This is a genomic window from Campylobacter peloridis LMG 23910 (genome assembly GCF_000816785.1).
Lineage (GTDB): Bacteria > Campylobacterota > Campylobacteria > Campylobacterales > Campylobacteraceae > Campylobacter_D > Campylobacter_D peloridis.
This window is the reverse complement of record NZ_CP007766.1, coordinates 518,315-531,747: the sequence shown is the minus strand read 5'-3', so window position 1 is coordinate 531,747 and position 13,433 is coordinate 518,315. Positions and strand designations below refer to the sequence as shown.

10 protein-coding genes are annotated in these 13,433 nt (G+C 27.9%); 5 read left to right on the top strand and 5 right to left on the bottom strand.

What is annotated here, in order from left to right; genetic code table 11:
* Positions 1-27 precede the first annotated feature (27 nt).
* Together CPEL_RS02600 and CPEL_RS02595 are read left to right on the top strand one after the other, a co-directional pair.
* Entirely contained in the window at positions 28-1,296 is a 1,269-nt protein-coding gene (locus tag CPEL_RS02600; protein ID WP_044598497.1) for a M20/M25/M40 family metallo-hydrolase, read from the top strand.
* Positions 1,297-1,430: 134 nt separating this feature from the next.
* The gene (locus tag CPEL_RS02595; RefSeq protein ID WP_044598496.1) at positions 1,431-2,825 is read left to right on the top strand and encodes an anaerobic C4-dicarboxylate transporter; all 1,395 of its coding nucleotides are present in this window, start codon (positions 1,431-1,433) and stop codon (positions 2,823-2,825) included.
* Positions 2,826-2,846: 21 nt separating this feature from the next.
* Here the strand turns inward: CPEL_RS02595 and CPEL_RS02590 are convergent, their stop codons facing one another.
* Together CPEL_RS02590 and CPEL_RS02585 are read right to left on the bottom strand one after the other, a co-directional pair.
* Positions 2,847-4,697, bottom strand: coding sequence for an aryl-sulfate sulfotransferase (locus CPEL_RS02590; RefSeq protein ID WP_044598495.1), 1,851 nt, complete (start codon positions 4,695-4,697; stop codon positions 2,847-2,849).
* Positions 4,698-4,712: 15 nt separating this feature from the next.
* A complete protein-coding gene (locus tag CPEL_RS02585) occupies positions 4,713-5,363 on the bottom strand; it encodes a thiol:disulfide interchange protein DsbA/DsbL (protein ID WP_044598494.1) in 651 nt (216 codons plus the stop codon).
* A gap of 132 nt (positions 5,364-5,495) precedes the next feature.
* On the opposite strand from CPEL_RS02585, the gene CPEL_RS02580 reads away from it, so the two are divergent.
* Genes CPEL_RS02580 through CPEL_RS02570 form a run of 3 tightly spaced genes read left to right on the top strand, consistent with a single transcriptional unit; the run spans position 5,496 to position 11,150 of the window.
* Entirely contained in the window at positions 5,496-9,311 is a 3,816-nt protein-coding gene (locus CPEL_RS02580; RefSeq protein ID WP_049984569.1) for a type IIS restriction/modification enzyme, read from the top strand.
* Complete coding sequence (locus CPEL_RS02575; RefSeq protein ID WP_049984568.1) at positions 9,311-10,753, top strand: pentapeptide repeat-containing protein; 1,443 nt, start codon at positions 9,311-9,313, stop codon at positions 10,751-10,753. Before CPEL_RS02580 ends, CPEL_RS02575 begins: the two co-directional genes overlap by 1 nt.
* A gap of 10 nt (positions 10,754-10,763) precedes the next feature.
* Positions 10,764-11,150 (top strand): YbgC/FadM family acyl-CoA thioesterase, encoded by a 387-nt coding sequence (locus CPEL_RS02570; protein WP_044598493.1) that lies wholly within the window; start codon positions 10,764-10,766, stop codon positions 11,148-11,150.
* Here the strand turns inward: CPEL_RS02570 and CPEL_RS02565 are convergent.
* From CPEL_RS02565 to CPEL_RS02555, 3 genes are read right to left on the bottom strand one after another with little or no spacing between them, the layout of a single operon-like run.
* Positions 11,124-12,338 carry a hypothetical protein gene (locus CPEL_RS02565; protein WP_044598492.1) on the bottom strand — a complete coding sequence of 405 codons (1,215 nt, stop codon included), beginning with the start codon at positions 12,336-12,338 and terminating at the stop codon, positions 11,124-11,126. The two genes, CPEL_RS02570 and CPEL_RS02565, sit on opposite strands and share 27 nt — an antisense overlap.
* Positions 12,335-12,946: a uracil-DNA glycosylase family protein gene (locus CPEL_RS02560; protein WP_044598491.1), complete on the bottom strand. Its 612-nt coding sequence runs from the start codon at positions 12,944-12,946 to the stop codon at positions 12,335-12,337. Before CPEL_RS02560 ends, CPEL_RS02565 begins: the two co-directional genes overlap by 4 nt.
* The gene (locus CPEL_RS02555; protein WP_049984616.1) at positions 12,947-13,420 is read right to left on the bottom strand and encodes a GNAT family N-acetyltransferase; all 474 of its coding nucleotides are present in this window, start codon (positions 13,418-13,420) and stop codon (positions 12,947-12,949) included.
* Positions 13,421-13,433 lie beyond the last annotated feature (13 nt).

Genomic DNA, 13,433 nt, shown 5'->3' with positions numbered 1-13,433 from the left:
CCATAATTATATTAAAAAGGATTTTTAATGCAAGAAATTATACAAAATTTTAAACAAATTACTCAAATACCACATTGTAGTTTTCAAACAGAACAATTACAAAAATTTCTTATAGATTTTGCAAAAGAGCAAAACTGCGAAGTTAAAATCGACAAAGCAGGCAACATCCATGCATACAAAGGCAAGCCAAAAATCTGTCTTCAAAGTCATTATGATATGGTATGCATGGGAGAAGCTCCAAATATACAAATGTATGAGGAAAATGGTTATTTAAAGGCTAAAAATTCTAGTTTAGGTGCAGACAATGGCATTGGTGTTTCATTAATGATGCAAGCATTGAAAGAATTTGAAAACATAGAATGTCTTTTTACTAATAATGAAGAAGTTGGACTTTGTGGTGCAAATGATTTACAACATTCTTTAATTGCAAATAAGCTTTTAAATTTAGATCATGAAAGTGATGATGAAGTGGTTATAGGGTGTGCTGGTGGAGTTGATATTTTTGCTAATTTAGCTTTAGAATTAGATGAAAAAGAAGAAGAATGCTATGAATTACAAGCAGTGGGCTTCAAAGGAGGTCATTCTGGTATAGACATCATAAAAAACATTAAAAATTCAATCAAAGAAGCTGCGTTGTTTATTAGCCAAAACCATGGTGAAATTTGCGAGTTTAATGGCGGTGAAAGAATCAATTCTATACCAAAACATGCTAAAATCATAGCTTTTTTTAAAAATCCTCCAAAAGAAAATGATAATTTTAAAATCAAATCCTTAGGAAAAATCAAAAGAAGTTATTATAAAAATTCAAATATAATTTTAAATCTCATAAATGCATTTGCACAAGGTGTTAGAACTTTCAATCATCACTTAAATTTAGTCCAAACAAGTATCAATCTTTCATTAGCTTATGAAAAAGATGGAAAATTTTATTTTGAACTCTTTGCAAGATCAAATGATTTAAAAGAACTTCAAAATATCGAATTTGAAACACTGACTTATTTTAAAATGCAAAATTGTCAAACTTCTAGTGCAAATTTTTATCCACCTTGGGCAAATAAAGACACTAAATTTGGAGAAGAAATTTTAAATTATTTTAAAAAAGAAGATGAAAAAGCTAAACTTTATACTATTCATGCTGGTTTAGAATGCGGTATCATTAGTGAAAAACAACCTTTAGAATGTTGCTCTATAGGACCAAATATATATAGTCCTCACTCCACAGATGAAAAATGTGAAATAGCCTCAATTGAAAAAATAAGCAAAATTCTTTTTAATATCCTAAAAGATTATCAATAATTCTTAAAATTCCAATATTTTGATAAATAAATTCAAAATATTGGTAAATAATCATTTAAAATTTTTATCTTTTTATTTAATTTATGATAAAAATTATGCTATACTCTCGCATATTTTAAAACAAAGGAGAGAGTATGGAAATACTAACAAGCCTTAGCGAAGGGACTCAATTTAGTATCCAACTAGCCGTAGTTCTCATTTGTCTTTTTTATGGGGCAAAAAAAGGAGGTATCGCCTTAGGTTTATTAGGCGGTATAGGTTTATTGGTTTTAAGTTTTGGTTTTGCAGTTGCACCTGGAAAGCCTTCTATTGATGTTATGCTTACGATTTTAGCTGTTGTTATTGCAAGTGCTACTTTACAAGCTAGCGGTGGTTTGGATGTGATGTTGCAAATTGCAGAAAAAGTTTTAAGAAAAAATCCTAAATTCTTAACTATTTTAGCTCCATTTGTAACTTGTTTTTTAACCATACTTTGTGGAACAGGCCATGTTGTTTATACTATGATGCCTATTATTTATGATATAGCTATTAAAAACGGAATTCGTCCAGAAAGACCAATGGCTGCTTCAAGTATATCAAGCCAACTTGGAATTATTGCAAGTCCTGTTTCAGTTGCAGTTGTTAGTTTAACCGCTCTACTTTTAAATCCAGAAATCAATAAACACCCTTTAGCAGGCTTTGATGGCTATGTAGATTTGCTTGCTATCACCATACCTTCTACCTTGATAGGAGTTTTAGCTATAGGAATTTTTTCTTGGTTTAGAGGAAAGGATCTTGATAAAGATGAAGAATTTCAAGCAAGACTTAAAGATCCAGAACAAAAAGAATACATCTATGGCGATAGTAAAACTTTATTGGGCGAAAAACTACCAACTATACAATGGGTTGCAATGTGGATATTCTTAGGTGCTATTGCTATTGTTGCGATTTTAGGAGCTTTTCCAGAACTTAGACCTCAATTTACCTCTAAAGGTGTTACTAAACCTATGAATATGGTGGCAACCATACAAATGTTCATGCTCTTAGCAGGTTCAGCTTTAATTATCTTTACAAAACTTGATACAAGCAAAATTGCTAAAAATGAAATTTTTAAATCTGGTATGATAGCTTTAGTGGCTGTTTTTGGAATTTCATGGATGGCAGATACTATGTTTGCAGTGCATACTCCTATGATGAAGGCAGCATTAGGTGATGTGGTTAAAGAACACCCTTGGACTTATGCGGTTATGCTTTTGCTTATCTCTAAATTTGTTAATTCTCAAGCAGCAGCGATTGCAGCGTTTGTGCCACTTGCATTAGGAATTGGCGTTGAACCAGGTATTATCATCGCTTTTGCAGCAGCTTGCTATGGATATTACATTTTACCAACCTATCCAAGCGATCTTGCTACTATACAATTTGACAGATCAGGAACCACAAAAATTGGTAAATTTGTTATCAACCACAGCTTCATAGCTCCAGGATTAATAGGGGTTATCGTTTCTTGTATAGCAGGTTATTTTTTAGCATTAGGTGCAGGATATTTATAAAAAAGGGCTTAAAGCCCTTTTTTAATTAAAAGCTTTATTCAAATCAATAGGCATAGCCTGATACGAAGAACTCGTTCCAAACATACGAATTTGAACTGAAGGTTCTTTTGCTCCCCATTTAAATTCATCGATTTCAGGTTTTGGCTCACCAATGGCTATTCCTTTACTTAAATCAAAACTCATTCCAGCACTTGCACTAAAAACAAGTAATGAATTTTTATCTTTATGAAATTCTGCTAAAGAAGTGATAGGAGAAAACCATTCATTTGCTCTTTGTTTTCCATACTCCCAAATTTGCTCTATAGTTTTATTTTGCTGATCTATTTTATACACCACTGCTCTTGAGTATTTCATAGTAGCAAAAGGAGGTTGAGTTAAGCCTCTTGCATCGCCATTATCAAAAACACTAAGATATACATAGCGTTTATTTGATTTTTCATCTATTCTAAATGCAGTATGCTGTGTCCATGTAAAATCAAAACCACCATCTTTGTTTTTATAGCCTGGACACTTGCTATACTCATCATCACAAATAATTTTTTTTCCATTTTTATCTATAGGCTGTAAAAGAAAATTTTTATATTTAGCATTCCAACCTTTATGTGCTCCTAATATCCATTTTATTTTTTTGTCGCGTCCTATTTTTACAATGGCACTTTGGTGTCTACTTGAAATGATAATGCTATCATCACTTGGATCATAATCTACACTATTTACATGAGCCCAATTACGCCCTACTCCAGTCCCTGCAATATCTCCAAACATATCGCTTGTATCCATTTTGGCAAGTTCTTCATCACTTAAAGTATGCCCTGCTTTAGAGACATCTATATTTAGACACACAGCTCCTTGATCTAAAACTTTTATTACATTAGCTCTATATGGATCTAAAATTTCAAAAAGTCTCCACTCATCGACTACATTGCCATTTTTATCTACTTCTATAATCACATCTCGCACTGAACGAACATTTTTATTATCAGGGCGTTTGACATTAGCCAATGCAACTCTTAAAAGATAATTTCCATTTGGCATTTCATCCATAGAATGAGAAAAATCAATATAAGAAGAAGGTAAAAGCCTATTAAAAATCTTCCTTCCCATTAAATCATATTTTACATATCTTTGCCCAAAACCAAAACTCAACGCTCCATCTGTATTTTGCCTAAACCCCATCATAATACCACGATTGTAAATATTATCAAAATCCATTAATTTATCAGAATCCAAATACCAACGAATTTCGCCCTTAGTATCTATAATCACAGCATTAGAACTCTCATCCCATTCTAAAGCACCTCCGCTTGGATTATTCCATATAGCTTTAGAACTAGTTCCTGTAAATTTTCCAGGGGTATTGTTTATCAAATACAATCTATCTTTAAATTCTTTATCTACCTTTATAACTTCTATTTTTTCAAACGGCACACCTCTTTGAAGGGTATTGCCACTTGGCATTATGCTAACTCCTGATGTTGCGATTTTATAAATTTCATTTTGCACTTTTTGACTTTTACCAAAAAAACTCTTAGTATAACTTACTTTGATAGTGTTTAAATAAGAAGGATATAAACCAAAAATAGGAATTCCTCCATAGTTTTTAAGTTTATTCTTATCAACTTTATATTTTATTTCTTGGCCGTTTGGTTTTGGCATTATAGTTACTTCTACATCATCAAGTTTATAACCACCATCTAAGATTACCGCTGTTAAAGGTGCTAAGCCATAAGGATTTACCTTTATAGCACCAATTTGTCCTTGCACCTGCCAATCAACCCTAGCTCCACTTGCCCCGCCAACTGCCAAAGAAGCACTAGGAAGCATAATAAGATTAGCAAGCAAAGCCGTGCATACAATTTTACTTAGTTTCATAATGCATTTCCTAGATTATTTCGTAGAAAGCTCTTTAACTATATTAATCAACTCTTCCAAAGAAGTGATATATTCTGGGTTAATTTGGTATTTTCCATTTACCACAAAAGCAGGAGTTCCATAATTCTTAGAAATTTCATTTGCCACACTATATGCTTTTAAAATCTCTTTTGCATCATTTGTTTTTAAAAATTGCATAAGCTCTTCTTTGCTCGCACCTATAGAATTTAAACCTATTTTATAAAATAAATTTATATCATTTAAATTTTGTCTTTGTTCAAAGTGACTAACAAAATAAACATCAGCAACTTTATGCGTTAAACTTTTTTCACTTGCTGAATCCATCCCTAAAGCTTTTTCTTTAAAAGATGCTAAAGCCATGATTTCATTTAATTCATTTCCAAATTCACTCATAGAACTTACTGAAAAAATATCATATCTTAAATTTGGAAGCACTTCTTTGATTCTAGCTAAAGTATTAAATTGATGGTGATTATAACAATACCCGCAACGATAAGAAAAAATCTTTATCAAAGAATTTTGCGCATTTGGAATAGGCGTTTTTAAAACGATATATTCCTTGCCTTCACTAAGTGCGTTTGCACTTACACCAAAAATAAAAGCTAAAATAGCTATAAATTTAAAAATTTTTTGTGATATTTGCATTTGTTTCCTTTTTATTTTATATAAATATAATTTTAACACAAGATATAAAATTAATCATTACTATAAAATAATATTTTATGCTTTTATTATAGCCTTTTTGATAAAATTTACTAAAAATTTATAAGGACTTTCATGCAATTTGATTTGATACCACTTCAAGAATTCATTAAAAACAATGCAAAGACACCAACTAAAGACACCATAGAAGATTTTAAAATAAAAATAAATAATTTTTTATCTCAAGCTTTAAAAGCAAATGAAGAAGATTATCAAAAAAAAGAAATTTCAAATTTTTTAGAAAAAACATATGATTACATAACAAACATAAGAGGTAGTATAGATTTAACTATATATGTAGATGATATAGTAAATGTTATATTTGAAGTAAAATCCACTATAAATAAAAAAGAATTCCCACAATCAAATCAAGATTTATCATCTAAAGCATTTTATGAAAGTGTGCTTTATTTTTTAAGAGAAAGAAAAAGCAAGAAAAATAATTTCATAAAATTCATTATTATTTGCACTGTAAAAGATTTTTTTATCATAGATGCAAGGGAGTATGAAAGATTATTTGAAAATGATAAAACTATTATCAAGCATTATAAAAATTGCGATGAAAAACAAGGCACTAACACAAAAACGCAAGAATTTTATGATCAACTTTCATCTTATTTAAAAACCCTTGATAAGAATTTAAAATACACACATTTTGAACTAAGAGATGATTTAGATGAAACAACACTTAGCTATATTTATCAAATTCTCTCACCGCAAGTTTTATTAAAAGAAAAAATAACCCAAGATGCTAATGCTTTAAATGAAAATTTTTACAAAGAATTACTTTATATACTAGGTTTAAAAGAAGAAGGAGAGAAAAGTAAAAAAATCATCTTATCAGACACTCCAAACACGCTAAGTTATGCCATAAAACAAGCTTATAAAGATATAAGTTTTGATGATATTTTTGCTCTTTTAATCACTTGGAATAATAGAATTTTGTTTTTAAGATTGTTTGAGTCTATGCTTTTATCTTTTAATCACATACAAAAACCTTTCTTAACAATAGAAAAAATTCCAAATTTTGCAAAATTATCCGAACTTTTCTTTGAAGTTTTAGCCAAAAAAGAAGAACAAAGAGGTGTTAAAGAATTTGATTTTATACCTTATTTAAATTCATCTTTATTTGATAAAAACACACAAGAGCAACAACACAAAGACATAAGATTGCTTGATTCTAAGCCACTTGAAATTTTTCAAAACTCTAAATTAGCACAAGAATACAAAGACTTAAAATCCTTGCCACTTTTAGAATATCTTTTTGCGTTTTTAAGGACATATGATTTTACCACCACAAGTAAAGATATACAAAATAATCAAAAAATCAACCACGACAAACTCATAAACGCAAGTGTTTTGGGAAATGTTTTTGAAAAACTAAATGGCTATAAAGAGGGAAGCTACTATACTCCAAGCTTTATAACTTCATATATGTGTAAAGAAAGCATACAAAAAATAGTGTTTGATAAATTTGAACAAGAGCATTCTTTAAAAGCAAATTCTATAGATGATTTAAGGGTGTTAATCGATAGAAATTTCACTCTAGAAAAACAAAAAGCTTATTTTAACACTATATTAAGTATAAAAATTTGCGATCCAGCTGTAGGAAGTGGGCATTTTTTGGTTTCAGCTTTAAATGAGCTTGTATATATTTTATACCAACTAGGGCTTATAAAATCTTTACTTAGAGAAAAACTAATCCTAGAAAATGATGAGCTTATCATCTATACTAACGATAAAGGAATTTTTAATTACCAAAAACCAAATTTTCAAAACGATCCTTTTCATCAAATTCAAAAAGAACTTTTTGAGTGCAAAAAACTCATTATAGAAAATTGTCTTTTTGGGGTAGATATCAACCCTAACTCATGTGAGATTACCAAACTAAGACTTTGGATAGAGCTTTTAAAATACAGCTTTTATATCTTTGAAAATGATAAAAACACAAACACTCTTCAAATTTTACCAAACATCGATATAAACATAAAATGTGGGAATTCACTCATTAGCAAAATACCTACAAATGAGCCTTTAATGCTACAAACTCAAGAAAGTGTAAAATTATATAAACAATTAGAAGATGATTACTATAATGGCTTATATATAAACAAAGAAGAACATTTAGAAAAAATAAACAAAATCAAATCAAATTTTATAAAAGCGTATATTAATGTAAAACACGCAAAAGAAATAAAAGACTTTCACAAAAAATGCGAAGAATATGCTAAAAACTATGAAGATTTTGGTTTAAATACTTTGCCTGAAAAATACGAAGAATTAAAAATGCGTATACAATGCCAACTCATAAATTTATCACTTTTTAATGTCGCAGATATAGACAAGGAAAAAGCCTTAAAAGACTTAGAAGTTTTAAAAGAAAAATATGATGAAATTTTTTATGGTTTTGAATGGCGTATGGAATTTTCTAAAATTTTACATTCTTCTTTAAGCAAAGAAGAAATAACAAATAACAATCTTTCTAAGCAAAAAGGAAACTTTAAAAATTTACATAAAGATAAAGAAGGGGATTTTCTTGGTTTTGATTTAGTTATAGGTAACCCGCCATATATAAAAGAAAATGATAATAAAGAAATTTTTGCAAACACTAAGAATTTAAGAACTTATCAAGGAAAAATGGATATTTGGTATCATTTTGTAGGGCGTGGATTTGATATATTAAAAGATAATGGAATTTTATCTTTTATTGCTACAAACAATTGGATTACAAATTCAGGTGCACAAAAATTACGCAATGTTGTTTTAGAAGAATCTAAAATTTTAAACATTGTAGATTTTAATTCTTTTAAAGTTTTTAGCTCTGCTGATATACAAACCATGATAATGGAATTTAAAAAGACTAAACCACCTAAAAATTATAATTTTCATTATGCAAAAATAACAACTAAAGAACCAAATTTTAAGGATGCTATAGCTATTTTAAACAATGAAAATTCTCAAAATAATGAAATATTTGATATAAATTTCGCTCCAAAAAACTTCATAGGAAAAACTTTAAATTTTGCAAAAAATGATTATGATGGATTATTTGAAAAAATTCAAAAATGTGGAAAATTTTATCTTGATGAAAAAGAAGTGGCACAGGGGATAGTTCCTAATCCTGATGTAGTTACCAAAAAGAATATTAATAATGAAATGATATCTAAAGGGATAAAAATCGGAGATGGTGTTTTTGTTATTGAAAAAAATAGCTTGAATGTTCCCAAAAACGAACAAAAATATTTAAAACCATTATACGAAGTTGAGAATTTTGAAAAATACCACTTTAATAAAAAAAACTCAAAACAATTAATATACACCACAAAAAACAATTGTAAAAAAGAAAATATACCTACCATAATAAATCATCTTCATAAATTTAGAACTATCATGGACAATAGAAGAGAAAATTTAAATAAAAAATTAGATTTTTACCATTTGCACTGGGCAAGAGATAAAAGTTTTTTTGAAAGTGGAGAAAAGATTATCAGTGTAAGAAAATGTGCAGAGCCTATTTTTTCATATTTAAACAGCGAAGCTTATGTTATGTTAAGTTTAAATGTAATAAAAACCCAAAGAATTAATACAAAATATCTAACCGCTATTTTAAATTCGAAGCTTATAGCATTCTGGCTAAAATATAAAGGAAAAATGCAAGGTAATAATTATCAAATCGATAAAGAGCCTTTGTTAAATATTCCCATAGTAGATATAAATTCTAAAAATGAAAAATTAGCAAACGAGCTTATAAGCTTAGTCGATGAAATTTTAAAAGCTAAAGTTCAAGACAAAAATGCAAACACATCACCTTTAGAAGAAAAAATAAATTCTATCGTTTATAAACTTTACAACCTAAGCGAAGAAGAAATAAAAATCATTGAAGGTAAGTGATGTGTAAAATAGTTTTAAATCAAAATATGCAAGATTTTTTATTACAACAAATTGAAAAAGAAATACCATTAGAAATATTTTTAGACACTCAAGTAAATAAAGAAACATTAAAACAAAATATTTACGATAGAGTTATAGGTGTATTTGAAGGCTATCAACGATATGGAATGAAAAAAGATATCAATAAAGACACATTAAAAGAAGAAACAAAAAAAATATCATATGAAATAACATCCAAAAAAATACTATCAAGAGAGTTTGAAATTGATGAAAATTATATTTTTGTCGGAACAGATATTATAATAATCTCTCATCAAGAATCCTTCCCCTATGATGAAAATACAGAAAATCTTATAAAAAAACAATCAGATGAAAGATTAGTTATAGAAAAAGCAGATATACGATTATTTTCACAGTTTCCTTTGCATTTTATTCGATGTGATTTTCAGTGTGAAATAAAAAATACTTTTTGGAATTATTTAGAATGTGAAAATTTAAGTTTTGAAAATTGTAATTTTTACAAAGAAGTTTATTTTGGATTTCAAAAAAAATTTAAACTTTTAATTATGGAAAATTGCTATTTTCACAATAAAGTTTATTTTTCAGGTGTTTTTAAAGAAAATGCTTTTTTTAATAATTCTCATTTTAAAGATTATGTTGATTTTCACGCGTGTGAATTTGAAAAAATAGCTTGTTTTTACGGGGTAACTTTTAACAAAGCTCCAAATTTTTCTCAAGTAGTTTTTAAAGATAACACAAATCTAGTAAATATGAAAGCTAGTTTTGATTTTAGAAATTTAAATATTGCTATAAAGAATATAAACAAGTCAAAGGATGAAGCAGCGAATGACTTTAGAGACTATTTTAGGGTTTTTAAAAATATACTAATAAAAGATAATAATCTTTTAAACGCTTCAAAATTTCACAAATATGAGCTTTATTGTAAAGAGATAGAGTTAAATTCTAAAAAATCTAAGATATTTTCTAAAGAATGGATAGATAAATACCAACTTTTCTTTTATCGCAAGCTTTGCGATCATCATACGGATTTGATTTTAAATGTAAAATGGCTAATCATAACCATAGGAATGTTTGCAAGTATACTTTTTATGATAAAACTATACAAGCATGGTTTATCTATTTTAAATATATTCAATTTTTATGGATTATACTTAAGTGCTTTAGGAAGTTTTGTTTTATCTGCTTTAGCTTTATTTGGGTGTATAGATAAAATGAAAGCATTTGTTAGCATTAATGCCATAACTATTCTTTGGGTGATTTGTTATAAACCAAAGCTAATCTTTGGTATAGCAAACCTCATCGGAGATAACAGCTACAATGCTTTTGAAAATCTTTTAATCACGCTTTATACTTTAATAGCAGGTTTAATCATCTTTTCCCTTCAAAAGACAGCAAGAAAAAACACTATCATACCAAACTAAAGGATTTTAAATGCAAATACGAATTTATTATGAAGATACCGACGCAGGTGGGGTTGTATACCATAGTAATTATTTAAAATTTTGCGAGCGTGCAAGAAGTGAAATGTTTTTTCAAAAACAAGCTGATATATTTGACAAAAACAAAGGACATTTTTTGCTTACTAAGGCAAATTGTAGCTTTTTAAAGCCGGCTAAACTTGGAGATCTCATAGAAGTAAAAACTTTCATTACAAAGCTTAAAAAAGCTTCAGTTTGCATAAAACAAGAAATTTACAAAGAAAACACCAAGCTTTTTGAGGCTGAATTTACCCTAGCTTTTTTAAAAAATGAAAAAGTAGCTCCTATAGATGAAGCTACAATGCAAATTTTTCTACTCTTGCAAAGTGCTAAAACCTAAGCCTTGCGAGCGAATGATTTTTACTTTATAGTTAAACTGATTTTCATTTAAATTTTCATTAAAAATTCTATGAGAATCCGTATCTAAAAATTGCGTATAAAAATAATCAAGCCCAACACTAGTTGCATAAGCTATCCAGTTATAATTAATATTTTGTGAAAAAAGTTCGTTTAGATAACTCAAAGTTTGATCTTCATTAGAGATAGAATTTGCTAGTAAAAGTTTTTTTCTATCATTAATTTGCGTTAAACTTAGCAAAACAGGATTGTAATTTAACTGAGTAGACAAAAGCACATAAGGTTCTATATCATATGCCCTTATTTGAGAACTTATAAGTGCAGTTTTAATCAAAGAAGTATTAAGTATAATACTTGAATTTTCAAAACTTTTATTTTTATTTAAAATACTTTTAAAATCAAATTTAGAAGTATTGATAGTATAAATTTTCTCGCTACCATTACCTGTATTTACTGCCTCTTCATCTAAACGATTTGCCAAAGGTGTCCCATCTGAAAAAATAATATTTTTTCCATTAGAATACTCCAAAAGCTTTATAATTTGTTTTTGATAATCTATACTTCCAAAATAAATATTTTCTTTAGTAGTATCAAAATACTTCTTATGAGCTGTTGGTATAAAAACTTTCACATTAGGATTTAATTCTTCTTTTAATAAATTTTTTACCCCTTTTTCAGTAAAACCTGCGATGATGTAATTGAATTTTTCATTTTGTGCTTGCTTTAATGCTTTTGAAATTTTACTTTCATCTTCATTATTGGTTAAAAATACTTTTACTTTTATCTGTGCTCTTTGCCTTAAAAGATAAGCTATACTTGAATTTATAATAGTATTAGAATAACTCTTTATCACTTGCTCAGGAATGATAATAGCAAGCTTAATGCTTGCATTTTTTTGAACTCTTCTTTCAAAATCTATAATGGAATTTAAAAGTTTGGTATAGATATTAACTAAAAGTTCATTTGTATTATCATTGTTAAATCTTGATAAAAAATTAAAATAAAGCCCAGTTTCTAATAAAGTAAATAAACAATCATTATCGCAAGTTTGCATTTCTAAATTAGGATAAAATGCCTCACTAGGCTCTATAGGGGATAATTTTTGCTCCTTTGCAAAAACATTTAAAGCTAACACAGCACTTAATAAAACACATATTAATTTTTTTTTCATAAACGCCCTTTAATTTTCTTAATATCTTCTATAAATTCTACAAATAAACTAGGATTTTTACTTAAAAATTCCAAATCATAAGTTGGCATAACAAAACACTCTCCAAAATGCAACCATTCTCCTTTATATCGTTCAAAATTATCAAATCCTAAACTAAAAAATGCTTCTTTTCCAAGACACAAAATTATTTTTGAATTAACAAAATTAAGCTCATTATAAAAATACGGCAAACACAACTTTAAAGCATTATCATCTGTTTTAAAATTACTAAAGCATTTTAACATATAAGAAGCATAAATATCTTCTTTTTCTAAATTCAAATGCTCTTTGCAAAGTTTTAAAAAATCCTGCTTTAATTTAGAAGCAAAAAACTCTCCACTTTCATTTTCTTCTTTATCTATATAAGCTTGATATACTATAATCTTAGCTTTTTTTACATCATTATTAATTAAAGATTTTTTTCTTAGCTTTGAAAAATGGCAAAGCGAACATGTTCTTATTTTTTCATTTAGCTCTTGATAATTAAAATCTATTTGAAAAATGTGTTTATTTTCTTGTATATATTCAAAGCCAAAAGCTTTAAGATAATGTAATTTTCTTTTATCCATTTACATCAATACTTCTAAATTTTCACCTTCTAAACGATAGGTTCTCCACTCTTTCATGTGTCTTGCTTTTAATGCTGTATAAAAATTTATACCCAAATCATTATCATTTAAGCAAACCCATTCTAAGCGTTTGAGATTTTTTTCTTTACAGATCTTTGCTAAATACCTAAAAACTGCTTTAGCATAACCCCTACCTCTAAATTCAGGTTTAATATAAATATCTTCAAGATACAATCCTCCACGCCCCCAAAAAGATGAAAAAGTAAAAAAATACATTACATAACCTATAATTTTTCCATCTACTTTTAAACTTAATGCCTTAGCATAATTATTTACAAAAAAAGATTCTTCTAGTTCTTTAGTAGTGCATTTTACCTCATCAAGCATGTTTTCATGTATTGCAAGTTCTTTTAAAAGCTCTAATATCTCTGCTAAGTCCTCTTTTTTACTTTCACAAATCTCAAATTTCATAATTATTCCTTTATAA